Annotated in this window: 28 protein-coding genes, 1 tRNA gene and 2 riboswitches; of the genes, 13 read left to right on the top strand and 16 right to left on the bottom strand. The window is 61.6% G+C overall.

The genetic code is table 11. The annotated features are described in order from the left end of the window. Nucleotides 1–218 precede the first annotated feature (218 nt). Nucleotides 219–274: riboswitch (Glutamine riboswitch) on the top strand. Between the two features lie 219 nt (nt 275–493). The 4 genes from thiC to FLM9_RS03805 form a co-directional block, all read right to left on the bottom strand. Further along, a complete protein-coding gene (thiC, locus tag FLM9_RS03820; RefSeq protein WP_074457337.1) occupies nt 494–1,861 on the bottom strand; it encodes a phosphomethylpyrimidine synthase ThiC in 1,368 nt (455 codons plus the stop codon). Between the two features lie 34 nt (nt 1,862–1,895). Beyond that, nucleotides 1,896–1,994, bottom strand: a riboswitch (TPP riboswitch). A 5-nt stretch (nt 1,995–1,999) separates the two neighbouring features. Continuing rightward, nucleotides 2,000–2,695: a HEAT repeat domain-containing protein gene (locus FLM9_RS03815; RefSeq protein ID WP_074457360.1), complete on the bottom strand. Its 696-nt coding sequence runs from the start codon at nt 2,693–2,695 to the stop codon at nt 2,000–2,002. Nucleotides 2,696–2,793: 98 nt separating this feature from the next. After that, nucleotides 2,794–3,222, bottom strand: coding sequence for a DUF1818 family protein (locus FLM9_RS03810; RefSeq protein WP_074457336.1), 429 nt, complete (start codon nt 3,220–3,222; stop codon nt 2,794–2,796). Next, nucleotides 3,179–3,400, bottom strand: coding sequence for a DNA-directed RNA polymerase subunit omega (locus tag FLM9_RS03805; protein WP_074457335.1), 222 nt, complete (start codon nt 3,398–3,400; stop codon nt 3,179–3,181). Before FLM9_RS03805 ends, FLM9_RS03810 begins: the two co-directional genes overlap by 44 nt. Before the next feature lie 53 nt (nt 3,401–3,453). Here FLM9_RS03805 and FLM9_RS03800 point away from each other — a divergent pair, with 53 nt between their 5' ends. Both FLM9_RS03800 and psbV read left to right on the top strand, forming a co-directional pair. Further along, nucleotides 3,454–4,401 (top strand): ribonuclease Z, encoded by a 948-nt coding sequence (locus FLM9_RS03800; protein WP_074457334.1) that lies wholly within the window; start codon nt 3,454–3,456, stop codon nt 4,399–4,401. Nucleotides 4,402–4,564: 163 nt separating this feature from the next. Next, nucleotides 4,565–5,059 (top strand): photosystem II cytochrome c-550, encoded by a 495-nt coding sequence (psbV, locus tag FLM9_RS03795; protein ID WP_102135470.1) that lies wholly within the window; start codon nt 4,565–4,567, stop codon nt 5,057–5,059. On the opposite strand, the gene FLM9_RS03790 is transcribed toward psbV, so the two are convergent. From FLM9_RS03790 to serA, 3 genes are all read right to left on the bottom strand, one after another. Continuing rightward, nucleotides 5,050–5,442: a DUF8632 family protein gene (locus FLM9_RS03790; protein ID WP_074457359.1), complete on the bottom strand. Its 393-nt coding sequence runs from the start codon at nt 5,440–5,442 to the stop codon at nt 5,050–5,052. The two genes, psbV and FLM9_RS03790, sit on opposite strands and share 10 nt — an antisense overlap. Before the next feature lie 68 nt (nt 5,443–5,510). Beyond that, nucleotides 5,511–5,810, bottom strand: a complete 300-nt coding sequence (locus FLM9_RS03785) for a ferredoxin (RefSeq protein ID WP_025781311.1) — start codon at nt 5,808–5,810, stop codon at nt 5,511–5,513. Between the two features lie 160 nt (nt 5,811–5,970). Then, nucleotides 5,971–7,557, bottom strand: a complete 1,587-nt coding sequence (gene serA / locus FLM9_RS03780; protein ID WP_074457332.1) for a phosphoglycerate dehydrogenase — start codon at nt 7,555–7,557, stop codon at nt 5,971–5,973. Nucleotides 7,558–7,614: 57 nt separating this feature from the next. Between serA and FLM9_RS03775 the strand changes: the two genes are divergently transcribed. The 7 genes from FLM9_RS03775 (at nt 7,615) to FLM9_RS03745 (ending at nt 11,606) form a co-directional block, all read left to right on the top strand. Then, nucleotides 7,615–8,109: a hypothetical protein gene (locus FLM9_RS03775; RefSeq protein ID WP_074457331.1), complete on the top strand. Its 495-nt coding sequence runs from the start codon at nt 7,615–7,617 to the stop codon at nt 8,107–8,109. Beyond that, nucleotides 8,106–8,852 (top strand): photosystem II electron transport protein, Sll1252 family, encoded by a 747-nt coding sequence (locus FLM9_RS03770; protein ID WP_074457330.1) that lies wholly within the window; start codon nt 8,106–8,108, stop codon nt 8,850–8,852. The genes FLM9_RS03775 and FLM9_RS03770 overlap by 4 nt, the downstream gene beginning before the upstream one ends. Before the next feature lie 86 nt (nt 8,853–8,938). Next, nucleotides 8,939–9,010 (top strand) — tRNA-Val (locus FLM9_RS03765). Between the two features lie 133 nt (nt 9,011–9,143). Then, the gene (locus FLM9_RS03760; protein WP_143324587.1) at nt 9,144–10,151 is read left to right on the top strand and encodes a hypothetical protein; all 1,008 of its coding nucleotides are present in this window, start codon (nt 9,144–9,146) and stop codon (nt 10,149–10,151) included. Nucleotides 10,152–10,175: 24 nt separating this feature from the next. Next, a complete protein-coding gene (gene ruvA, locus FLM9_RS03755) occupies nt 10,176–10,844 on the top strand; it encodes a Holliday junction branch migration protein RuvA (protein ID WP_074457328.1) in 669 nt (222 codons plus the stop codon). A 47-nt stretch (nt 10,845–10,891) separates the two neighbouring features. Further along, nucleotides 10,892–11,161, top strand: coding sequence for a 30S ribosomal protein S15 (gene rpsO / locus FLM9_RS03750; RefSeq protein ID WP_074457327.1), 270 nt, complete (start codon nt 10,892–10,894; stop codon nt 11,159–11,161). Nucleotides 11,162–11,165: 4 nt separating this feature from the next. Beyond that, a complete protein-coding gene (locus tag FLM9_RS03745) occupies nt 11,166–11,606 on the top strand; it encodes a PAM68 family protein (RefSeq protein ID WP_081340175.1) in 441 nt (146 codons plus the stop codon). Nucleotides 11,607–11,640: 34 nt separating this feature from the next. Here FLM9_RS03745 and FLM9_RS08535 read toward each other — a convergent pair whose 3' ends face one another. Beyond that, nucleotides 11,641–11,775: a hypothetical protein gene (locus FLM9_RS08535; protein WP_257242996.1), complete on the bottom strand. Its 135-nt coding sequence runs from the start codon at nt 11,773–11,775 to the stop codon at nt 11,641–11,643. 119 nt (nt 11,776–11,894) lie between these two features. After that, nucleotides 11,895–15,437, bottom strand: coding sequence for a DNA polymerase III subunit alpha (locus tag FLM9_RS03740; protein ID WP_074457358.1), 3,543 nt, complete (start codon nt 15,435–15,437; stop codon nt 11,895–11,897). Between the two features lie 139 nt (nt 15,438–15,576). Here FLM9_RS03740 and FLM9_RS03735 point away from each other — a divergent pair, with 139 nt between their 5' ends. Next, nucleotides 15,577–16,335, top strand: a complete 759-nt coding sequence (locus FLM9_RS03735; protein ID WP_074457326.1) for a DUF92 domain-containing protein — start codon at nt 15,577–15,579, stop codon at nt 16,333–16,335. Here the strand turns inward: FLM9_RS03735 and FLM9_RS03730 are convergent. The 3 genes from FLM9_RS03730 to FLM9_RS08625 form a co-directional block, all read right to left on the bottom strand. Next, nucleotides 16,294–17,157 (bottom strand): sigma-70 family RNA polymerase sigma factor, encoded by an 864-nt coding sequence (locus tag FLM9_RS03730; protein ID WP_180365285.1) that lies wholly within the window; start codon nt 17,155–17,157, stop codon nt 16,294–16,296. The genes FLM9_RS03735 and FLM9_RS03730 overlap by 42 nt on opposite strands. A 69-nt stretch (nt 17,158–17,226) precedes the next feature. After that, nucleotides 17,227–17,562, bottom strand: coding sequence for a hypothetical protein (locus tag FLM9_RS08630; RefSeq protein ID WP_306806784.1), 336 nt, complete (start codon nt 17,560–17,562; stop codon nt 17,227–17,229). 39 nt (nt 17,563–17,601) lie between these two features. Continuing rightward, complete coding sequence (locus tag FLM9_RS08625) at nt 17,602–18,186, bottom strand: aminotransferase class I/II-fold pyridoxal phosphate-dependent enzyme (RefSeq protein WP_306806785.1); 585 nt, start codon at nt 18,184–18,186, stop codon at nt 17,602–17,604. Between the two features lie 145 nt (nt 18,187–18,331). Here FLM9_RS08625 and FLM9_RS03720 point away from each other — a divergent pair, with 145 nt between their 5' ends. From FLM9_RS03720 to FLM9_RS03710, 3 genes are read left to right on the top strand one after another with little or no spacing between them, the layout of a single operon-like run. Next, nucleotides 18,332–18,739, top strand: coding sequence for a VOC family protein (locus FLM9_RS03720; protein ID WP_074457324.1), 408 nt, complete (start codon nt 18,332–18,334; stop codon nt 18,737–18,739). A 9-nt stretch (nt 18,740–18,748) separates the two neighbouring features. Then, nucleotides 18,749–19,441, top strand: coding sequence for a uracil-DNA glycosylase (locus FLM9_RS03715; RefSeq protein WP_074457323.1), 693 nt, complete (start codon nt 18,749–18,751; stop codon nt 19,439–19,441). Continuing rightward, nucleotides 19,425–19,940 (top strand): phosphoribosyltransferase, encoded by a 516-nt coding sequence (locus FLM9_RS03710; RefSeq protein ID WP_074457322.1) that lies wholly within the window; start codon nt 19,425–19,427, stop codon nt 19,938–19,940. Before FLM9_RS03715 ends, FLM9_RS03710 begins: the two co-directional genes overlap by 17 nt. Before the next feature lie 76 nt (nt 19,941–20,016). Here FLM9_RS03710 and FLM9_RS03705 read toward each other — a convergent pair whose 3' ends face one another. From FLM9_RS03705 to FLM9_RS03690, 4 genes are read right to left on the bottom strand one after another with little or no spacing between them, the layout of a single operon-like run. Beyond that, complete coding sequence (locus FLM9_RS03705) at nt 20,017–20,718, bottom strand: hypothetical protein (RefSeq protein WP_074457321.1); 702 nt, start codon at nt 20,716–20,718, stop codon at nt 20,017–20,019. After that, a complete protein-coding gene (locus FLM9_RS03700; protein WP_074457320.1) occupies nt 20,702–21,427 on the bottom strand; it encodes a PilN domain-containing protein in 726 nt (241 codons plus the stop codon). The genes FLM9_RS03705 and FLM9_RS03700 overlap by 17 nt, the downstream gene beginning before the upstream one ends. A 3-nt stretch (nt 21,428–21,430) precedes the next feature. After that, entirely contained in the window at nt 21,431–22,483 is a 1,053-nt protein-coding gene (locus FLM9_RS03695) for a type IV pilus biogenesis protein PilM (protein WP_074457319.1), read from the bottom strand. Nucleotides 22,484–22,519: 36 nt separating this feature from the next. Next, nucleotides 22,520–23,713 carry a quinone-dependent dihydroorotate dehydrogenase gene (locus tag FLM9_RS03690; RefSeq protein ID WP_074457357.1) on the bottom strand — a complete coding sequence of 398 codons (1,194 nt, stop codon included), beginning with the start codon at nt 23,711–23,713 and terminating at the stop codon, nt 22,520–22,522. Between the last annotated feature and the right edge of the window lie 193 nt (nt 23,714–23,906).

Raw genomic sequence — 23,906 nt, 5'->3', positions numbered from 1 at the left:
CGCAACGAGGTTGTGTGAAGAACGGCGATTGGAAGAGGCTAGAGGAATGTGCATCAGGGTGAAGACGGCGGTCACTGTTGCCTACAGCCTGCCCAGTCATGGGATGCAAAGGCAAGCCATAACGCTAAACCAGCCCATCACCCCAAGACAAGCCCCATTTCTTAACGAAGAGGCCATCCCACTTGCCGGAATTTGGTAGCAACTGCTATTATTTGTTCCTCGTTGACCTGATGCTCAGGTGGAAGTAAGGCCCCTCGGCCCGAAGCAACGCACCCTGTCCCACACAATCCGGAGGTGCATCCCATGTCCATCATCACCGTTCACTATCTGCAGCGGCATCGCCAAGAAGCCACCCGTCGTGCCAAGGAAATGGCCTACCGTCGCCGGGTTGATCTGCACGAGAAGTCAGTCTGCCTCCGCTGATCCGCTGTTGACCTCCGCCATGGACCATGGCCCGAAGCTCCCCAACAGGGGAGCTTTTTTGTTGCCTTGGTCAGTTGACCTGATCCTTGGCCAGCACCTGCTCCAAGGCGGCCACGTCCTCATCAGTGATCTTGGTTTGCATGGGGCAGTGCTTGGGACCGCACATGGAACAGAACTCCGCCTGTTTATAGATATCGGCCGGCAGGGTTTCATCGTGGTAGGACCTAGCCCGCTCCGGATCCAGGGAGAGTTCAAACTGGCGATTCCAGTCAAACGCGTAGCGAGCCCGACTTAACTCATCATCACGATCCCGGGCTCCGGGACGATGGCGGGCAATGTCTGCGGCGTGGGCAGCAATTTTATAGGCAATCAGGCCTTCCCGCACGTCTTCGGCATTGGGGAGCCCCAAGTGCTCCTTGGGGGTCACGTAGCACAGCATGGCTGTTCCATGCCAACCCGCCAATGCGGCGCCAATGGCTGAGGTGATGTGGTCATAGCCGGGAGCAATGTCGGTCACTAGGGGACCCAGCACGTAGAAGGGTGCTTCGGAGCACTCTTCCATCTGCTTGCGCACGTTGAATTCAATCTGGTCCATGGGCACATGGCCTGGACCCTCCACCATCACTTGAACGTCGTGCTCCCAGGCGCGACGGGTCAACTCTCCCAAGGTGTGGAGTTCCGCCAACTGGGCTGCATCGGAAGCGTCGTGTTGGCAGCCGGGGCGCAGGGAATCCCCCAGGGAAAAACTGCAGTCGTAGCGCTTGAAAATCTCGCAAATGTCGTCAAAGCGTGTGTAGAGAGGGTTTTGACGGTGGTGATACAGCATCCACTGGGCCAAAACTCCGCCCCCACGGCTCACAATCCCTGTAATGCGTCCCCGCACCTTGGGCAGGTGCTCAATGAGGAGGCCGGCATGGATGGTCTGATAATCCACCCCCTGCTGGCAGTGCTTTTCAATGATGTGGAGAAAATCGTCCTCGTCCAGCTTCCGGACCGATCCGTGGACACTCTCCAGCGCTTGGTACACGGGCACGGTGCCAATGGGCACGGGCGATGCCTGGATGATGGCTGTGCGCGCCTCGTCCAGATTGACGCCGCCGGTGGAGAGATCCATCACGGTGTCGGCCCCGTAACGAACCGCTAGGTTCAGCTTCTCCACCTCCTGCTGCACGTCCGAGGTGGTGGGAGAGGCGCCAATGTTGGCATTAACCTTGCAGCGGGCCGCAATGCCAATGCCCATGGGCTCCAGGTTGACGTGGTTGATATTGGCGGGAATGATCATTCGCCCCCGAGCCACTTCTTCCATGACCAGGGAAGGGGGCAGGTCCTCCCGTTTGGCCACGTGGTCCATTTCTTCCGTCAGCAGCCCCTGACGGGCATGGTGCATCTGGGTCACGTTGCCTTGGCCTCGGCGGGGGGCCACCCATGTGCTGCGCATCGGACATCCTGCAAAGAGTCCACCAGAAGCCAGGATCACGACATGCTCACTTCCCTGCGGCGGTGCAAACCGTGTCAGGTTCGGAGGGTGTGATCTCAGCCGCCAAAGGATAGCGGCACCCCTAGTGATGATCAAAATCTAGATGGAAAATTCTGACCGTGGGCCACTCTCCAATTTGAGCGTGGACTCCAGGCTGGCAGCCACAACCCGATGGTCGGGGTCCCGGCGCAACTCAAGGCAGCGTTGGCGTGCCGCCTCCCCAGGGAAGTTGCCCATGGTGCGGGTCGCGATGCGGCGGATCCAGGGATTCTCATCATGGCTGGCGGCCAGCAGCAGGGTTTCCGCCTCCCCCTCCAGGTGGGACCCCACCAGCACACCCAATAACTCCAACGCGCTGTAGCGTACCGTGTCGTCCTCACCCACAAGACCCTGACGCGCCACTTGCAACTGGGAGCCGGGATTTCCGCATTCGGACAATGCCGCAATGATGCTCTGGCGCACCAGCCAGTGATCGTCCTGGGAAAACAGCCTGAGCAACAGGGACGTACAGCGCTCGAAGCCAAACCAGCTTAGGGCACTGGCGGCTTCCGCCCGCACGTTGGGATCCTTGTCATGCCGTGCCCGCTCCAGGAGGGCCTGAAAACCGGCTTCCGTCCGCTTTTGCCCCAGGCCCATGCAGGCAAAGGAGCGAATGATAAACGCGTCGCTCTCCAACGCCGCCAGCAAGATGGGCTCTGCATCGGCCGTGCTGTGATGCCGCAGCGCCACCAGGGCTTGTAACCGCTGGCTGTGGTCATAGCTACAAAGGGCGGCACGGATGGTGGGAAGGTCCACAGCGACACAACGCATAGAGTCTCCATCTTCTTGCCGAACCGGACCCACCGCGAGGGTTCGGTTTTCGTGGGGACTGGTGGTCCCAGGTGGCGGGTGGGTCAGACAGGCAGTGTCCCGGAGCACTCCAATTTCTGCAGCGCCATGGCCAACTGGGGACTGGCCTGGGCCGACCAGACCCCTTCACAGCCACGATCCGTGTCCGGCTCCAGGAGAAAGCGCAGGGACCAGGACGTGGCGGTCCCCTGCAACTCCAGCCATAGACCACCGGATTCATGGTTGATGGTGATGGACTCTTCTGCCATGAGCTGCCCGGCAACGGCACTGTGTTGACACACCACCACAGCCACGCCCTGGCACAGCGCCCGGAGCTCGGCGGCCCGCAATTCGCAGGCCCAGCCCTCGCCACCAACCATGGCTACAAAGGGCTTGGCAGGATCCACCGCCAGGCGCCAGCCGTCCCCTTCCCGTTGGAGGGGGGAGAGACTAGGGCAACAGCTCCGGGGTGTGTTGCTCGTCGTAGAGTTCATTGATGGCCCGCTGCACGGGTTTGATGTTGCTCTCCTCCAGCAGGCCTTCAAAATCATCAAAGTGGCGCTGCTTGGCACGAAAGGCAATCCGCACCGTGGTGAGGTAGCGGTTGTGGGCGTTGGAGATCAGTGACTCCATGCGCCGGGAGAGGTCCTTGGTCGAAGGCTGTCTGGTCATGGAACCAGTTTAGCCGGCCAGCGCACAATGGGTTCGCCTCCCATTCCACGTCGTTGCAGGTCACCTTCCTGGGCACCAGTTCTGGCGTTCCAACCCGCCAGCGCAACGTGTCCTCCCTGGCTGTTCGTCTTCCCCAGCGCAGTGAGATCTGGTTGCTGGATTGTGGCGAGGCCACCCAGCATCAACTGCTGTGCAGTCCCCTGCGGGTGTCCCAACTGCGGCGCATCTTCATTACCCACATGCATGGGGATCACGTCTTTGGCTTGCCGGGGCTGCTGGCCAGCCTGGGCATGGCGGGCATGGCGGCGGGCCTGGACCTGTACGGTCCACCCCCGTTGCAAAGCTTTGTGGAGTCGGCCCTGCAGTTCTCCTCCACCCGCCTGAGCTATCCCCTGCACTTTCATGCCAACGTCCCTCCCGGCGAAGGCCACGTGCTCTTTGAGGATGACGATCTGATGGTGGAGTCTCGCCCCCTCTGGCACCGTATCCCGGCCAGTGGGTTCCGCATTGTGCAAAAGCCTCGGCCGGGGCGGTTTGACGTGGAGAAGGCCAAGTCCTTGGGTCTTCCCCCCGGTCCCCTCTATGGCCGCCTCAAGACAGGTGAAACCATTGCCGTGGGGGGGCGCACCATCGAGGGCACCAGTCTTTGCGGCCCGCCCCGGCCGGGCGTGAGTCTGGTGTATGCCACCGATACGGTGTTCTGTGACGGGGCTGTGGACCTGGCCCGTGGGGCAGACCTATTGATTCACGAGGCCACGTTTGCCCACAGGGATGGGGAGATGGCCCTGCAACGGCTCCATTCCACCACCACCATGGCCGCGCAGGTGGCCCTGGCCGCCGGGGTGAGCAAGTTGGCGTTAACCCACTTCAGCCCCCGTTATATGCCTGGACGGGCCGTTGGCCCCGATGACCTGCTGGCAGAGGCCCGGGCCATTTTCCCCGCCACCATCATGGCCAGGGACTTTCTCACCCTGGAACTCACCTCCAAACCGGACGAGTGACGACCTGAACCATCCCCGCTGCCCCCTCTCTGAAACACTCTCTGACGAGTTGAACCCGATGACGACAAGGAGTCTGAATTGCGTGATACAAGAGATTGTGGTCTATCAGCATCACCCACCGATGAACAGCTTTTTGCACCGCCTCATCACTGGACTGGGCTCCATGACCAGGCGCTGCGGTGCGCTCTTGGCGGTGTTCTTGCTGCCCCTGGCAATGCTGGTCAATCCCTCTGCGGCCTATGGGGCCAACTGGGACACGGACACGTTGACCGTCCCTCAGAATGCCCAAGGCGCCACCGCCCTTCTGACAGAAGCCGAGGTCAAGTCGGGGAGGGCCACGTTCAACCAAAGCTGTGGAAGCTGCCACGCCAGCGGAATCACGAAGACAAACCACAACGTCGGCCTGGATCCGGAGACCCTTGCCCTTGCCACACCGCCACGCAACTCCATTGAGAGTTTGGTGGACTACCTCAACGACCCCACTTCCTACGACGGGGAGTACTCCATTGCCGACCTGCACCCCAGCCTTCGCAGCAGCGATATCTTCCCGAAGATGCGGGATCTCTCCGATGATGACCTGCGTTTGATTGCCGGCTACATCCTGGTGGCCCCCAAGATCCAGGGAGATTCCTGGGGCGGCGGCAAGATCTACTTCTGACCTCTCCCGGTCTTTCCCTGGGGGGGGTGTATAGAGCCCCCCCCAGGGCAACGAAGGGATGGCCTGCTGTACCACCACTCCTGCAACTCTGGGCTGAGCCGCTCCGCAAACAGGGTGAGAACGGTGTCCGTGGGTCGCAGGTCAGGCTGGAGCAGCTCAACGGCATAGCTGGGGCTGCACTTGCAGGCCAAATCCGGCACAAAGCGGCGACCAATGCGCCGCCAACTGGGCTCTTTGCTGCGCCATTGCAGTCGGCAGCAGGGCCAGGGCAGTTCTTCCCGGTCAAACAAGCGACAGCAAGGCCCCAGAACCTGGAAGCTGTACTGGCCACCAGGACTGGGGTGCTGGCTGCGGTGGGGTAGCAAGGCACAAGTTGGTCCCATCGCAGTGATTCGGAGAACGAGCAGTTGGTCAGTGTCCATGAACCGCCCGGCCCTGACCAAAGGGACCCTTAGTAGAGGTCTTCCTCAGCGTGGGTGGTGATGACGCAATCCGACGTTGGATAGGCCACGCAGGTGAGCACAAAGCCTGCCTCAATCTGGTCGTCATCCAGAAAGCTCTGGTCGGATTGGTCAACGGTGCCGCTGGTGAGCTTGCCAGCACAGGTGGAGCAGGCGCCAGCCCGGCAGGAGTAGGGCAGGTCAAGTCCTGCTTCCTCTGCTGCATCAAGGATGTATTGGTCATCCGAGACGTCAATGGTCTCGTTCAGACCTTCGCTTTCGTTAATGAAGGTGACCTTGTAGGAAGCCATGAATTCAGCTTGTAGAGCAGAGCCTGGCAGAACCGGGTCCTGCGGGACGACACACTTTTACCCCCATCTGTTACCAATCTCACGTCTTCAGGGGCAAATTTCCAACAAGATCAATCGATGGATTCATGGCTGATAAGTCCTCCTTATTGTCCCCGGCTGGTCAGAGGCTGACGGTATGGGCTTCGCGAATGCCGTCAATGCTGGTGATGTCCTCCAACAGGCTCTCCGGGATTGGATCGTCCACGCTCAACACCATCACCGCATCCCCCCGCATGATGCGCCGCCCCACCTGCATGCTGGCAATGTTCACGTTGTGCTGTCCTAACAGGGAACCCAGCCTGCCAATGATGCCGGGCATATCCCGGTGACGGGTAAAGAGCATGTGGTTGCTGGGGGGCACGCTGATGGGGAAGGAATCCACGCTAGTGATCCGCAGCTCATCCCCTGAAAATACGGCCCCGGTGAGCGTGTGGAGGCCCGAACTGCTGCGACAGGTGAGCTGAAGAGAGCCCCCGCTGTAGTCCCGGGAGGCTTCATCCTTCACCTCCAGCACCTTGATGCCGCGACTTTTGGCCTCCAGGCCGGCGTTGACGTAATTGATCCGCTCCCCCAAGGCTGAACTCAACAACCCTTTGAGGGAAGCCGTGACCAAAGGCTGGCTGGGTTGAGCGGCCAATTCTCCCTGCATGCGCACTTCCAGTTCTTGCACATTGCCTCCCGCCAGTTGGCTGACGCAATGGCCCAGGTGCTCGGCCAGGCTCAGATGGGCCCGCAACTCCTCCATCAGATCGGGACTCAGACCGGGAATGTTGACCGCACTGCGGGCGGGAAGTCCCAGCAGAACATCACGAATCTGTTCGGCCACGTCAATGGCCACGTTGGCCTGGGCCTCGGCGGTGGAGGCGCCTAGATGGGGGGTGAGAATGACGTTGTCCCTCAGGGAACGGAGGGGGCTCCCGTCAGCGAGGGGTTCACTGGAATAAACATCAAGGGCGGCCCCGGCAATGGTGTGGTTGCGCAGTGCATCCGCCAGGGCCTCCTCGTTCACAACGCCGCCCCGGGCACAGTTGATGAGGCGTGCCGTGGGCTTCATGCGCTTCAACAGCCTGTCTCCCACCAAGTTCGCTGTCTCGTTGGTGCGAGGGATGTGCAGGGTGATGTAGTCCGCCTCTTCAAAAAGAGCGGCCAATTCCACCAGGCGCACTTGCAGCTTTTGTGCCCGCTCGTTGGAGATAAAGGGGTCGTGGGCCAACACCACCATGCCCAGGGCCTGGGCAATTTTGGCCACGTGGGCGCCAATTTTGCCCAGGCCCACCACCCCCAGGGTCTTTTTGTACAACTCGTTGCCCAGGTACCGTTTGCGGTCCCAGCGGCCGGCCATGGTGCTGGTATGGGCCTGGGGAATGTTGCGGGTGAGTGCCAACATCATGGCCAGGGCATGTTCAGCGGCGGCAATGGTGTTGCCCTCGGGAGAGTTGACCACCAGCACACCGCGACGTGTGGCGGCGGTCACGTCAACGTTGTCCACACCGACGCCGGCCCGACCAATAATTTTGAGTTGGGGAGCAGCATCAATGACCGCAGCGGTCACCTGGGTTCCGGAGCGGACCATCAAGGCGTCGTAATCCGCCATGGCACCCACCAGCTCCTGCTCCGGCAGCCCTATGCACACGTCCACGTGGGCCACCTGGGAGAGGATGTCAATTCCGGCTTGGTCAATGGGATCGGAGACCAAAACTTTTGTCATGCGCCCTGTGGTAGTGCCGTTGGTGCAGTGTAGTGACTGGTTGCCCCTCCTCCACCCATGGCCGTTGCTGTTGTGGTGCTTGACCACCATCAGGACCTGTGTACCCTCCGCCACCATCTGGCGCAACGCTCCACGCCCCTGGCCCGCCTTCAGTCGGTGGGACCGGGGGAGATTCCGTTTGACCAGGTGGAGGTGCTCAACCCTCAACTGCGCCAACAACGGTTGCAGCGGACCATGGCCTTCTGGTTGGCGCCCTTCGGTTTCTTTGCCGGGGTGACGTTCACCGTCATGACCAATTTGGACACGTTTGCCTTTGCTGGAGCCTGGGGTAATCGCCTGATCGGTGGTCTGCTGGGGCTGGTGGCCGGTCTGCTGGGCAGTTTTGCCGCTCGCTCCGACGTGGACAGCAGCAATGAAGACCGTCTGCGCCAACTGCGCAACCGCAGCGAGGAGGGCTTCTGGCTGCTGGTGGTGGAATCCGCCTCGGGACAGGACATGCCGTGGAAGGAACTGCAGCGGGTGCGCCCCCAGGCCGTGGTGGCCCTGTCATGACCCCAGTCGAGGCCCTGGACCACGTGCTGGCGGTGGCCGAGGTGACCCTGCGCAGTTGGCAGCCGGAGCCAACAGGGTTTCTCGATCCGGGGGAGCGCCTCGCCGTGGAGCCGGTGCTTCAGCGGCGCAGTGGCCTGCACTGGCGTTGCTTTGGCGGCATCATCCCCGCCGAGCGGCAGCGGCTGCTCCTGGCCCGGGAGGAGTTGCCCCTCATGGACGTGCCCCTGGACTTTGCTCTGGTGGCGTTGCAGGGCAACTTCCTGTTTGACCCCGCTGAGCTGGAGGACTTTGAGGCGGCCCTGCTGACAACAGACGTTGATCCACGGGGTTGGGGGGACGTGATTCTCCTGGGAGACAACGGTGCCCAGCTCATCACCACACCAGCCTGCGCCGCGGCCCTGGGCGGCCGTTCCCTGCAGGTGCGCACAGTGGTGGTGGAGGCCACCGCCGTGCCCTGGGACCACCTGCGTCATCAACCGCGCCAGCCCCGCACCGTCACCACCGTGGAAGCCTCCTGTCGCCTGGATGCCGTTGCTTCGGCAGGTCTGGGCCTGTCCCGAGCCCGCATGGCGGCAGCTATCAGCGCCGGCCGGGTGCGCCTCAATGGCCGCACCGTATTGCGTCCCCACACCGAGCTGCAGGTAGGGGACGTGGTGGTGTTGAGGGGGCGGGGCGAACTGCACCTGCAAAGCCGTGTACTTACCCGCCGCCAGCGCTGGCGCCTGCAACTTCTGCGCCGCTGAGAACCGAGGTTGAGGGCTGAGAGCCACTTGGTTCAGTCAACGCCCCGGCCGGGAACTGCTACACTCCCTCCTGTTGCCGATTCAAGGGGCGATTAGCTCAGGGGTAGAGCACACCGTTGACATCGGTGGAGTCACTGGTTCAAATCCAGTATCGCCCATTCCTTCAGGCCTGGCCCGGATTGCTGGTCCGTTGGCTGAGCAGTCCGTCGTTTTTGTAAGGTGTTCCATCTTTATGGGTAAGGCTCCGGTGCATCTATGGGCCTATCTTTTGCTCTCATTGGACTGTTTTCCATGGCTTCTCGGAATCTCGCCAACCTTGATCTCAAAGCCAAAATCAAGGCTGCCGGTCATGCCATGAAGACGGCCGGTGAGACCATGGCAACGGCTAGTGGTGCTGTGGGTGGCGCAGTGACATCAGCCGGGAAAGGTGCTGCAACGGCTGCCGGTCATGCCATGAAGACAGCCAGTGGGGTAGTGGCAGCAGCGGGTGGAGCGATTCCAGCCTCTCAGGCATGGGCAACGGTGAGTGGGGCGATTGCGGCCTCGTTGAGTAAGTTCAATGATCTTGCGCTCGACCCTCACCTTGTCACCCGGATCACCTCGGCTCACCATCACCATGGCGTTGCAGTTGCTGATCTCATTAACAAGCTGCCCGGGGAACTTGAACGCTATGGAACAGATGCCGTCAACAACTTTCTGAACAAGGGGCATAGAGATGCCTCTGGAAAGCATTGGTCCCACATTCAAAGCCAGAAACATCATCCAGAACTGGCGGACAAGGCTGCAAACGCCATCTGGGAGGACGGATCAACGAACATGAGCCGCGGAGCCCAGGACATGACCTGGCAGGAGCGCGCCCATGCTAGTTTTGACAATCACGTTGATGGACTGTTTGCTGCTGCCCAGACACCCGAATTCTGGCAACGGACATTTGGTAACGCCCTTGAAGCCAGTGTGTATGCTGCGGCAATCTCTGCTGTGGACCAACTCTTGATCCACCGTGACGACCTGGTGAACGGGAGCCATGAGCAACGTAAAGCAACCTTGCTGGGCATTGTGAAGACCAGTGGTCTATCGGCTGCTGGCGCCCTTCCCATCTCAATATTTCTGGCCATTGCCTTGATGCTAATCCCGTCCTTGACGGTGGTGATGGGGGCATTGGGAATGATCGGAGCGGCAGGCCTGGGGATTCGCCTGATCACATCAGTGGTCAACAATCCAACGCAACAGGAGAAGGACGCTATTCGACAACTGAAAGGGTGGCTCGAACCGGTCCCTGTTTGCGATCCGTCAAGGTAGGCTGAGCCCAGGTTGAAATCTGCCATGATTGGCTGGCTGGAAGGGGAGGTGCGCCAGCTTTGGCAGCGGGGTGCCCGCCAGGGCGTGCTGCTGGTGTGCCATGGCGTTGGCTACGAGGTGGTGCTGCACCAGCGCTTGCACGGCCATGTGAGAGGGTTGCCGCAGCGGTCGGATGGCCCCCGGCAACTGGCCCTGTTCACCCACTTGCAGGTGCGGGAGGATGGCTGGCTGCTCTTTGGCTTTGAGACCGATGCGGAGCGGGAGTTGTTTCGGGAACTGATCAGTGTCAGTGGTATTGGCCCCCAACTGGCACTGGGGTTGCTGGGGTTTTTCCCCTTGCCTGAACTGGTGCAGGCCCTGGTGCAGGCTGACTTGAAACGCCTGAGCCAGGCGCCGGGGGTGGGGCGCCGCAGCGCGGAACGGTTGGCGGTGGAGTTGCGTCGCAAGCTGGCGGAGCGCTTTGGCTCAGTGGAGGAGGTGGCGCTGATGGATGCCGCCCCCTTGCCCACAGGGGCGCTGCGGCAGGACGTGGAATTGACCCTGACGGCTTTGGGCTATGAACCTGGAGAGGTGCATCAGGCACTGGCAGCTGTGGCGGTAGACCAGGATGCCGAGAGCCCGGAGGCCAGACCGGAGGACTGGATCCGTGGCTGTTTGCGCTGGCTGGCCTGCCGCCAGCAAGGCCATGGGTGAGGGTGAGCTATGATTTTGCCTCAACCTCGTTTCACACAAGGATTTCCATGGCCCTCACGGTGGCCACGAAGCAGGCCCTGATTAACGACTACCAGATCCATGGCACGGACACCGGCTCAGCGCCGGTACAGGTGGCCATGCTGAGCGAGCGCATCAGCCAGTTGAGCCGACACCTGCAGCGCAACAACCAGGATTACGCCTCCCGCCGAGGTCTGCTCAAGATGATTGGGCGCCGCAAACGACTGCTCAGCTACATCCGGCAACGGGATAATGGAACCTATCGGGAGTTGATCCAACGCCTGAAGCTCAGGGGCTAGCGCCATGGCAACGGCTGAACCAGCCAAGGGATTTGGCGGATCGGAGGATGCTGGGGGGCAAGCTCGCAAGAGGAAGGTTGAGAAGACACACCCCCCGCAGAACTCGGCGCGCAAGGCAACGCCCCGTCGTTCTGCCATTCCCGACCATGTCTCCAGACGGATGGTGCGGCGTGTTCTGCTGCTGAGCGGGGCGCCCACCCTGTTGGCCATGGGAGTGTTCGTGCTCAGCTACTTGCTGATGAGCCAGGGCACCATGCGGATTGAGCCCATTGTCACCGTTGGGGTGTCGGGCGTGTTTTTTGTGCTGGGTCTGTTGGGCCTCAGCTACGGGATGCTATCCGCCAGTTGGGACGATGGGCCAGGCTCCCTCTTGGGGTTGGAGCATTTCGGCAAAAACCTTCAACGGTTGCGTGCCTCGCTGCGCACCATGAAAGGAGATCGCTAACGGCCTGGCGCCATTCTGGCGCCAAAAGACCCCCTCAGCGCTGCTCCGAGACTTGCTCGTTGCCCAGCTTCCTCTGCCGGTAGGCCCAGTAGCCAGCGGCAACGACCACGGCCGCCAAGGGAACTGCGGTGAGCAGGAGCAGGATGGCTGCGGTGAAGTCTGTATACATGGGAAATGGTTATGCAGGTTCGTTCCCATTTTGCCTTGTCCTGGCCTGATCAAAGGGCCGGAGCAACCCTTAGTAGCTTTCTTGATTCATCGTTTCAGAGTCCGCTGGCGACTCTCCCCCTAGGTCAAGGACTTCATGAGGGGGCGGTGGCGGGCCGCAAAGTGGGCCTGGTTCAATGCCTTGACCGTTGCCTCGGAATCACAGACACGAAACTGCTGGCCAACACGCACATAGCGGCGTCGAGAACTCTTGTCACACAGTTCAAGAACCACCGGGCTTTTGGCCGGAACTTTGCCTTGGCTGTTCTGGCTTTGCAGGCATGTGCGCAGCTTGGTCTGGTAGGCAAGATCACCGGCCTGTTGGGCCTCCAACGTCACCAAAACCAGGTTGAGGTCCTCCACAACGGAGCAGTCGTCAATAATGAGTTGTACCTGCTCGTCACGGCGGTCCACGGTGGCCCACAGCAACAAGCGGGTGTCCTCGTTCAGGTGTTGGCTAAGCTGGGCGTAGGTTTTGGGGAACACCACCGCCTCGCAGCTTCCGCTTAGATCCTCCACTGTCAACACCCCCATGGGGTCTCCTTTGCGGGTGGTGACCACCTTGAGTGCAGACACCATGACAATGGCGCTCACCTTGCGCTTGTCCGGCAACTGGTCCAACTCGGCAAGGCTGATGGGGGCCAGCAGGCGGGCGGGCTCCAGCAGTGGCTTCAGGGGATGATCCGAGAGGTAGAAGCCCACAATCTCCTTTTCCAGCCGCAGTTTCCGACGCAGGTCGTATTCGTCGGTAGCCGCGGCTTTGGGTGCGCTCTCCAGGTGGGCGGTGGAAGAGTTGGCGGCAGGAGAACTGGTGCTGGAAGCAAGATCAAAGATGCTGCCCTGGCCTCTAGCCCGATCCTTGGCCCGATCACTGGCCCAACTGACCACCAACTCCATGTCGGCCGCCAACTGGGCCCGATTGCCCTGGGGCTCAAGGTTGTCAAGGGCGCCACTGTGGATCAGGGCTTCCAGGGCCCGCTTGTTGAGTAAACCCATGGGCAACCGGTCACAAAGGTCCGCCAGGGAATGGAAGGGGCCATCCTGGCCACGGCTGTTCAGGATTTGCTTGATGGCCCCTTCTCCCAGGTTTTTCACGGCCCCCAGGCCAAAGCGGATGCGTCGCCCCACAGGCGTGAAGTCCAGGCCCGATTCATTGATGTCAGGCCGCAAGACTTCAATGGCCATTGCAGTACAGTTGGCAATGTAACGCTGTACCTTGTCACTACTTCCGGAATTAACTGTCAGCAGGGCTGCCATGTAGGCAACAGGATAGTTAGCCTTAAGATATGCTGTCTGATAGGTAACGGCACCATAGGCGGCCGAATGACTCTTGTTAAAGCAATACTCAGCGAATAGAACCATTTGATCAAATAATTCACTGGCAATTCGTTTGTCCACGCCATGATCTTTGGCGCCACTGATGAAGATGGTGCGGTGTTTTTCCATCTCGGCGATTTTCTTTTTGCCCATGGCCCGGCGCAGCAGGTCCGCCTGTCCCAGGGAGTACCCCGCCAGGTCCTGGGCAATGCGCATGATCTGCTCCTGATAGACCATGATGCCATAGGTCTCCTCCAGGATGGGCTGAAGCTTGCCATGGGCAACATGGACGCCTTCGCGCCCATGCTTGCGGTTGATGAATTTGGGAATCAGCCCCGCATCCAACGGGCCAGGTCGATAGAGGGCCAGGATGGAGGAGACATCCTCCAGCGAGGAGGGGTGTAGATCACGCACAACCTGGCGCATGCCGCCGGATTCCAGTTGGAAAATGCCTTCCAGGTCCCCTTTGGACAACAAATCATAGGTGGTCTTGTCTTTCTGGGGAAGATTATAGAGATCCAATTTGTCGCCTTGGGTTTGTTGAATTAATTCCAAAGCTTTGTCGATCATGGTGAGGGTTTTCAGGCCCAGAAAATCCATCTTGAGAAGTCCCATGGATTCCACGTCATCCATGGGGTATTGGGTAATCACCTGACCTTCGTTGCTGCGCTGCAGGGGCACAAGTTCATCAAGGGGATCCGCACCAATCACCACGCCAGCGGCATGGACGCCATAGGTTTTGTTGGTGCCCTCAATGCGGAGAGCCAGATCAATCCAACGGCGAATTTTTTCATCTCTCTTATATTTCTCCCGAAACTCCGGCGCCGGACTCTCAGCGCCGATCATGGCTTTAAGCTTTGCGGGTTTTCCGCGAACCACAGGGATCAACTTCGCGAGTCGGTCTGCTTCCCCGTAGGGTATGTCCAGAACCCGGGCCACATCCTTGAGGACGGCTTTGGACGTCATGCGGTTGAACGTGATGATTTGCGCCACACGATCATTTCCGTACAGCCTGGTGACGTAGTCAATCACCTCGCTGCGGCGTTCAATACAGAAATCCGTATCAATATCAGGCATGGATTTACGTTCAGGATTCAGAAAGCGTTCAAAGAGAAGGCCGTGATGCACTGGATCAATGTTGGTGATTCCCAGGGCAAAAGCCACGAGGGATCCAGCTGCCGAGCCTCGGCCAGGACCCACGGAAATTCCCCGAAGGCGTGCGAAGCGAACGTAGTCCCACACCACCAGGAAGTAGGTGGGAAATCCCATGCGTTCAATGATGTCCAGCTCACGCCCCAGCCGCTCCGCGTAGGTGCTGTGCTGGGAGACAACGGCATCCCAGTTGGGCTGCTGAAGCCGCTTTTGAAGCCCATCACGGCTCACTTGGCGCAGATGGTCAATGGGGGTGGTCTGTTCCGGTAAACCCGGAAAATCAGGCATCCGGCATTTGCCAAGAATATCGTAATCTTCCACCTTGTCGGCCACAGCCAGGGTGTTGGCCAGAGCCCGTTCAATCACCTCCGGTTCCAGGTGATCCTGAAACAGGCACGCCATCTCCTGCGGCGATTTGAGATATTCTGTTCCTGTATAACGGAGCCGTTTCTCATCTGTCACCATCTTGCCGGTGAGAATGCAGAGTAAGGTGTCATGGGCTTCCACGTGTTGATTACTGAGATAATGGGCATCGTTTGTGGCAATGATTTCAACGCCAAGCTCCTGGGCAATTTTGACAATCTGTGTGTTTACGGTTCGATCTTCGTGGGAACCATGGTCCTGGATTTCCAAGTAGAAATCCTTGCCAAAGCAATCCCGGTACCAGGTGGCCACTTGGCGGGCCACGTCCAGTCGCCCCCGCAAGATCGCCTGCGGAATTTCACCACCAAGACATGCCGTAGCAATGATCAGTCCTTCCTTATGCTTTCTCAACAGATCTTTATCAATGCAAGGTCGGCTAAAAATTCCTCTACCACGCATTCCTTGTAAATGACTGATACTGGTTAATTTTACTAAATTACGATAGCCTTGATCATTCTTTGCCAAAACTACCAGATGGTAACGTCGCTCTCGTTTCTGCTGTGGTGCTGTAATAGAGCCGTTCATAATATACATCTCGTTGCCGATAATCGGTTTGATGCCCTCTTGGCGGCAAAGTTTGAGCAACTCAATGGCGCCATACATCACCCCATGGTCGGTGAGGGCCAGGGCGGGCATCTGCAACGCCTTGGCACGGGCCACCAACTGGGGCAGTTGGGAGGCTCCATCCAGGAGGCTGTAGTCACTGTGGTTGTGCAGTGCAACGAAACTCACACCAGGCGCTGCATAGGTCCAGGAATCGTAGGGCCAATCACAGGGGCGGGCGCCATGGGCTGCCAGCCGTAAAACTGTCCCCAATGCCATGGGCTGACGGGGCGTCAGTTCACCCCACGGGTTCCTGTACATTGACCCCATGGTCTGGGTTGCATCTCTCAATCCCTGGTGGGTGGGGCTGCTGGTGAACGGGGTGCTCATCCTTCTGGTTCACCGTCTGCCGGTTCTCACCGCCCGGGGCTGGATCCATGGGGGAGTGTTGGGCACCATGCTCTGGGGAACCATGGGCTGGCCCGGCTGGCTCAGCGTTGTTCTTTATCTGGCATTGGGTTCAGCGGTGACCCGCCTCGGCCTCAAGCGCAAGCAGGCTCTCCAGCTTGCCGAGGCCCGTGGGGGGCGTCGTGGGCCCGGCAATCTTTGGGGATCCGCGGCAACAGGCTTGGGCCTGGCCGTGCTCACGGCCCTGGCGCCGGGGGCAAGCCCCCTGCTGATTCTGGGCTTTGTGGCCAGTTTTGCCGCCAAGCTGGGGGATACATGCAGCAGTGAAATTGGCAAGCGCTGGGGGGGACGCACCCTGCTGATCACCAACCTCCGGCCGGTGCCGGCAGGGACGGAGGGGGCCGTCAGCGTCACCGGTACGGTTGCCGGCGTGGTGGCCATTAGCCTGTATACGGCCCTGGCCATGGCCCTGCTGAAGCCGTCCATTGGCCCCGGTCCCCTGGCGCAGTTTGTGCTCCTGGCTGCTACGGCCACCATGGCCACCATGGCGGAAAGCTGGATTGGGGCCACATGGCAGGGGCGCGTGGGCTGGCTCACCAATGAGCTGGTCAACGCTGCCCTCACCGTGGTGGCGGCCCTACTGGCCATGGGCGCGGCGCTGGGGATGGGCTGGCGTTGAAGAGCAGTGCTGCTGCGGTGGTGGCGGGTAGGCAGGTTCAACCACCATGGGCTTGAGTTGATGGTGAAGCTGCTGCAGGGTGGTGTGGAGCCGTCGGCTGATCACCCGTATGCTGACCCCTTCCCGATGGGCCAGTTCCCGATGGCTGAGCCCGTCAAAAACACGCCATCTGAGGAGCCGTTGTGCATCAGCCCCCAGGCGGGCAACGAAGTCGTGCAGATGGGCATAGAGTTCAGCGGCGTCTTCCTCCTGGGACGGTGCAGACAGCGTCTCCACCAGCCGCAGGGCTTCCCGCTCGTCCTCCAGTGTGCCCACCTGTTGATCCAGGCTGTAGATCCGCAGACTGCGCTTCGCCTGACAGGCCTGCTGCCATCGCCTGGGGGTGGTCTCCAGCGCTGCACAAAGCTCCGACTCCGTGGGATACCGGCCCGAGGCATTGGCCATGGCACTCTGGAGTTTGACGCCCCGGGCATGGAGTTCCAGCAAGCGGCGGGAGACGCGAACGAGACTCACGTGATCCCTGAGGTGATGAAGAATCTCGCCACGGATCAGTGGAATGGCAAAGGAACTGAAGGCATAGCCAGTGCCGGGATCAAAGCGCTCCACGGCTTTGATTAACCCCAGATGGCCAATCTGGACCAACTCATCAAAGTCCAGACTGCAACGATGCACCATGCGACTAGCCACCTGACGGACCAGGGGGCTATTCATTTCAACAATGCGGTTGCGTAGAGCAGTTAGATCAGATGTATCATAATCCTGGCGACGGCTTTGAATTAATGCGGTAAACAGTTGACGCGTTTCCGTGACAATGTCAGACATCTCGTGGAATGGCATTAAAATTGTGCAAGCCCATTTACGCTCTACGAATTCAAGATCAACAGCATCCTCCTAAGTACTGAAAATTCGTCCTCCAAAAGGTGGATTCCCAACCTTGGATGTTCTCCCTAGAGCCCAGCCAGAAACGTCTGCAACCGTTCCAGCCCGTGTTGCAAGGTGGTGATGTCCGTTGCGAAAGAGAGGCGGACGGGTGTGGTCGTCTCCAAAAGTGGCGCCGGGCACGATGGCCATGCCGGCCGCCGCCAGAAGCCGCTCGCAAAACACCACGGAACCCAGGTTGGTGTCGGCAATGTTGAGCAAGGCGTAGAAGGCGCCCTGTGGCGCCAGGCCATGGACGTGCTCCATGGATTCCAGGGCCTGGAGCATCCAGGCGCCGCCGCTGGGCAAAGGCCGCCACCATGGTGTGGATGCACTCCCGTGAGCCGTTCAGCACCGCCAGGCCCCCATATTGCACAAAGCTGCACACGTTGCTGGTGCTTTGGCTCTGGAGCGCCACGGCTTTGCCCAAGATGACTCAGGACCCGCCAGATAACCCAGCCGCCAGCCCGTCATGGCCCAATTCTTGGAAAAGCCTTTGACCACAAAGGTGCGCTCCGCTAGGTCCAGGGCCACAGCGCCAAAACTCACGTCGAGTTGGTGGTTCTCGTCCTGACGGGTGGGAACAATCACGCTGCGGCCACCCGGCCAGGTGAACCATGGGGGATAGCTGAGCCAGTAGGGCGCCGGAAGAATCACCTTGTCACCGGTATCCAGCAGCACCTGGAACAGGGTGTACAGCGTCTGCTTGGCCCCATTGCTGACCATGATTTTATCAGGGCCGCAGGTCAGCTTGTTGTCCTGTTGAAGCTTGTTGGCGATGGCCTCCCTCAGGGCAGGTTCCCCCGCTGCTGGGCCGTAGCGGGTGTGGCCAGCCTTCGTGGCCCCTTCAGCGGCCCTGCAGAGGAAGGGCGGCGTCGCAAAATCCGGCTCACCGGTGCTGAGGCTACAAGCGTCTTCCCCTACTGCTGTCAGTCACGGGCCTGGCGCTGATGGCCAGAGTGAGGGAAGGCTGGGGTCGCTGGGCCCCTCTCAGCAAGCTTCATGTGTTTTCGCGACCGCATCTCGTGACACCCTTTGCGAGTGTAATCCAGATTCCCCACCGCTACGGAACTCCCCCATGGTTGAGCCAGCCCGTCCCGACGGCGTAGCGCCACACTGCTGCCTGGTGCTGGGCAGCCGGAATCCCCGGCGCCTGGCCGGCTTTTACGCGGACCTTATGGGTGGCGAATCCGCCGCTGTCGTCCCGTTTGTTCCGGGAGGCGCCGTCACCGTCCGTCTCCCCACAGGGATGGACATGGTGTTGTATCGCCCTTCACGCCGGCGCCCCCAACCCCGGCAGAACGGTGGCCTGGCCCTCTGTCTGCGTTGCGCCGATTTGGAGTCCATACGCCAACGGGCCACGGCCCTGGGGGGCCAGGTGCTGGAGCCCATCCGTGAGGCGTCCTTCGGTCGGGAGCAATGGCTGCTGGATCTCGAGGGCAACCCCGTGCTGTTGTGGGAAGCGCCCACGGACCGCCCAGCCTAAACTGGGTCCATGGGCACCCAGCGCAGCCAGCTTGATCTGTTCTCGGGGGAGGAGGATGCACCCCCTGCCGCGGTAGCCACCACCCCGGCACCGGAGCAGGAAGACAGCCTGGAGGCCTTGACCAGGGAGTGTGTGGGCTGCCAGCGTTGCGCTCTGGCTGCCACCCGCACCCACGTGGTCATCAGTCGGGGCAATCCCCTGGCGCAGCTCATGCTCATCGGGGAGGGCCCCGGCCAGCATGAAGACGAAACCGGCCTCCCCTTCGTGGGGCGGGCGGGTCGGTTGCTGGATCAAATCCTGGCCAGCGTGGGCCTTGATCAGGAGCAGGACATCTACATCTGCAACGTGGTCAAGTGCCGCCCCCCCGGCAACCGCAAACCCACGCCTGAAGAAACGGCCCACTGTCGCCCATGGCTTCAACGGCAGATTCAACTGGTGAATCCGGCCGTGGTGCTGCTGGCGGGATCTACCGCCATGACGGGGGTGCTGGGCATCAAAACCGGCATCACCAGGATGCGGGGACAGTGGATTGAACGGGACGGTAGAGCTTATATGCCCGTCTTCCATCCGTCGTTTCTGCTGCGCAATGCATCGCGGCAAAAGGGGCAACCCAAATGGCTCACCTGGGAAGATTTCAAAGCCGTCCGCGCCCGCCTGGATAAGCTGGCGTCAAGTGCTCGGAACCGTGAAACCCCTCGTTGATCCCACCGCCGGGCAACTGGTGGTGAGTTGGGACCAGTACCATGCATTGATTGAGCATCTGGCCCTGCTGGTTCACCACCACGGCTGCCCCTTCGACCAGGTGGTGGCCCTGTCCCGAGGGGGTCTGCGGGTGGGGGACACCCTCTCGCGAATCTTTAACCGACCCCTGGTGGTGATGGCCATCAGCAGCTATGGGGGCGCCAACGGTCGGGAGCAGGGCAGTGTGCGGGTGGGGCAGAGCCTGGCCCACACCTGTCCCCGTCTTGGGTCTCACCTGCTGCTGGTGGACGACCTGACTGATTCGGGTGCCACCCTGAGGGCCGCAACCACGTGGCTGCGCCAGTCCATCAACCCGGACTCCCTCTCCACCGCCGTGCTTTGGCTGAAAGGCCACAGCGCTGTGCGCCCCCATCTCTGGGCCATGGAGTTACCGGCCAGCCCCTGGATCCTCCAACCTTTCGAGCGCTACGAGCAACTCACCCCCGCGGCCTTGATGTAGCAGGTGACAGGTTCGCCTGGGTGAGCGGCAATGGTGACGCTCGCGGCTGGGGCGGTTCCCCCTCCTTGGTCAAGTGTCACGTGTCTTGCGCCTGGGCATAAACCGTCAGCCTCAGGTTCATGCGGGTGGTCGCGGCCTGGGTTGATGGGGGCTGGTCCGCTGAAGGGGGGCGTCCTTCCAGTTTTAAGTCGTGGGCCACCACCAGGGGCTGCAACGACTCCAGGCTTTGCAGGACCGCCAGGATGTTGCCGTAGTCCCCTTCGAAGGTGAGCAAAATCTCCTGTTTCTGTAGGCCTGGGGCCAGCAGAGGATCTCCTGGGGATGCCGTGGGCTCCTGCTCTGCGTCGCTGTTAGCTGGTGTGTCCTCCCCGGTGGCAGCAGCAGGGGTGGATGGGGTGCCCCCAACGCTCTGGCGGGGTTCGTAGCGCACAAGCTGCACCTGCCGGGCCTGGGCGGCTTCGGCCACGGTGGTGAGCAGGGTGTCCAGTTGCCGGGTCGGGGCGATGAGCGCCAGGATCTGGGCCTGATGGTTCACCGCCTGCTGCACCTGCTGCCGTGCCTCGGCAAGGGCGTGGCGCTGCTGGCCCAACTGCTGCTGTTGTTGCAGAACAGCATCCCGACGCTGGATGAGAGCTTGGCGCTGCTGCCATTGGGGCCACACCCACACCAGGAGCAGCGTCATGGCCGCCAGCGCTGCCACTGCCAGGGGGAAGGCCAGCAAAACCTGTTCCTGGGTCAACTGCCGCTTTGCGGGCGAGGGGTCACTGAAGTTGGTCATTGGTGGGGTGAGATTGCACAGGGGATAACAGCCCATGGGCCTCCAAAAGCTGGAGCCGCTGCGCCAGGCCACGGGTCCCCCGCTGCTGAAGACGGGATCCCGGCTCGTGCAAGGGTTGCGGCTGGAAGCGGGCCGTGAGTTGGAAAGTCACCCAGTTGGGTGTCCCTGGGGTCGCCGTTGGACTGAGCCCCTTCACCTGTACCCCGTCCCCCGGCTGGAACAGGGGGGATGCCTGTAAGTGCAGTTGTAATAGGTTCACCAGAGGCCAGTTCTCCGCTTGCCCCTTGAGGGTGATGCCGTCCGGTGCGCCGCTGAGTTCCAGCAACTGGACACCAGGCGGGGTTTGGGCCGCCAGCTCCATCAACAGCAGGGAGTGGGGACGTTGAGCGCTCAGGGCCTGCACCAGCGCCCCGTTGCTCTGCCGCAACCGGGTCAGGTGATGGTGGCTCTGCTGCAACTGCTCATGCAACTGCTCATGCTTGCCTGCCTCCGGTGCCAGGGCCTCCACCCGCCGGGTCCAGGCCAGCCGCTCCCGGGTGGCGGCCATCCCCAGCGCCGCCACCACCGCCAGCAGGGCCAGCCCGGCTGCTGCGCCCCGCCACAACACCAGCGTGGCAGCCAGCCGTCGGGGCGGCTTGAGCCCCAATGCCCGACGCTGTTCCGCCAGTAGGTCCACCGCAGGCCAGCGGGTTGTTGATGCCTTGGCCATGGCTTAGAGGTCCTCCATGGCGGTGGTCACCAGCCGGGCCATGGCGGAGCCCACCACCACCTCCGGGGGGAGAGGGTGGTGGACGTTTAGCAGCGCCATGGGATCCAGTAGGGCTGTGGGCCAACCCGACTGCTCCGCAATCTGCTGGGCAATGCGGGGATAGGCGCTGCCGGGCCCCACCAGGTAAAGCTGCGCCATGTGGGCCTGGCCATGGCGCTGTTGCGCCGTCTCTACCGCATCGATCAAGGCCCACACCAAGGTGTGGGAGGCTTGCAGGTTGAGGGGGAGCAAGGTCTCCTCCGGGTCAGGCTCCTCTCCTTCCAGGTGTTGTTGGAGGCGCCCATGAAACCCGCCATCCGGCAGGCCGGGCAGGGAGGTCATGGTGTAGGGCACCCCATCCAGCACCAGGGTGAGCCAACTGGTCCCGGGCTGAAGATCTAGCAGCCCCACCAGTTCCAGTTTGCCAAACAGGGATTGGAGCCCTTGCAAGGCCCGCAGCAGCGTGGTCTGGGCCCAGCCCAGTCGCCGCAGGCTCAGCCCAGCCGCCGCCATGGTCTGGATCCAGGCCGCCACCGTGGCGCGCTCACAGCCAATCAGCAGCACGGATTGTTCCCCAGTGGCAGCCTGTGGGGAAAAGGGCAGGGTGGCAATTTGCGCTTGGCGCAAGGCTGTGGGTAATCCCTCCTCCGTGCCCAGCTTGCGCACCAGTTGGGGCAGCGCCGTAGCCGGGATGGTCTCCGGCAGCCGCAGGAGCCGGGCCTGGCAACAGGGGGGCGGTAGATCCAAAGCCACATCCCGCACTGGAATGTCGCCTTCATCCAATAGGTCACGGATGAAATGGCCCAGGGCTTGGGGCTCCTGGGGAACCCCTGCCGTGATGAACCCCTCCGGCAGGGCAGCGACGGCGCAGTCCGTGATCTGGGGAGCCTGTCCCGTCCCGGAAGGGACCATGCGTAGCGCAATCACCCCCTGGTCATTGGCCTCCATGGCCACGGTGGTGGCCGTCAACCAACGGCGGGTCCGCTGAAACCTGTCGGCAAGGTGATCCAAAACCATGGCTGCCCGATCGGGGTTACCACAAGGGTTCCCTCGTTACGACAACCAGGGCAGTTCCGTGCCCACCCCGTCCGCCACGGAGTTGAGGCCGTGGGCATCCAGTTGTTTGAGCAACCCCTCCAGCACCACCGGCACCAACTGGGGACCCTGGTAGATCCAGCCGGTGTAGAGCTGCAGCAGGCTGGCGCCCGCGGCCAGCCGCTCCCAGGCGGCCTGGGGAGAGTCGATGCCCCCCACCCCCACCAGGGGCACACGGCCGCCAACACGGCGCCAAAGCTGGCGCAGCACCGCCAGGGAACGGGCGCGAATCGGCGCTCCGCTGAGGCCACCGGCCTCCTCCGCCAGGGTGCGGCCCGTCATCAGCCGCCGCGCCCCCAGGCCATGGCGATCCAGGCTGGTGTTGTTGGCTATTATCCCCGCCAACCAACCCTGCCGATGCAGGTCCAGGGCCAACTCCGCCAACTCCAGCAACTGGTCGTCGGTCAAGTCGGGGGCAAGTTTCACCAACAGGGGTGGGCGCGGTGTAGGCAGCGGCGTGGCCTGGAGGCGGCCGATCAACTGGCGCAAGGCCTCCACACTTTGCAACTCTCGCAGGCCAGGGGTGTTGGGGGAAGACACGTTGATCACCACGTAGTCGGCAAGGGGCGCCAGGCGGCCGTAGCTGACGGCGTAGTCCTCCACTGCCGCCGCCATGGGTGTGGCCCGGGATTTGCCGATGTTGAGCCCCAGCAAGGCCGGCCTCTGGCCCGGCGGCGGCAACTGCTGCTCCCTCAACCCAGTGGCGGCCCGCAGTGAACCCTGGTTATTGAACCCCATGCGGTTGAGGGCGGCCTGTTCCGCCGCCAGACGAAAGAGGCGCGGGCGCGGATTGCCCCGTTGGGGCAAGGCCGTCATGGTGCCCAGCTCGGCAAATCCAAAACCGAAACAGTGCCAGATGGCGGCCGCCACCCCGTTCTTGTCAAACCCTGCCGCCAGTCCCAGGAGATTGGGGAAGGTGAGCCCCAGACAGTGCTGTTGCAGCCGCGGATCCCGCCGCTGCAGCACGGCTGTGGTGCTGGCCAGCAGCCCCCGCCATGGGGGCCACCGCCGTCCCCGCGCCGCCCAGGCCAGGACCTGCAGGCTCAGTTGACTCATGAGTTCGGGATCCGGCCCATCGTCCCTGGCCAACAGGGGTCCGATGAACCGTTGGTAGGGATGGGGATGATGACCGCCAATCACGGGAGTGACCAGGACCGGTTTCACGGATCGTAGAGGTCCAAGGGCGAGAACACCTCTCCCCGTGCAGCGGCCCCAACCCGGGTTGTGCAGCTCAGTATCTGCCTCACCCTCACCGGCAAGACCGATGCCATGGTGTGGGTACCACTTCCAACCCCAATTCTGGATAAGGTCAGGAGAGGGTTGTGAGGTTGGGTACGGGGCTGGG

This window comes from Candidatus Synechococcus spongiarum (genome assembly GCF_900047545.1).
GTDB classification, from domain to species: Bacteria; Cyanobacteriota; Cyanobacteriia; order PCC-6307; family Cyanobiaceae; genus Synechococcus_B; species Synechococcus_B spongiarum_C.
This window is presented reverse-complemented; position numbering and strand designations above follow the sequence as displayed.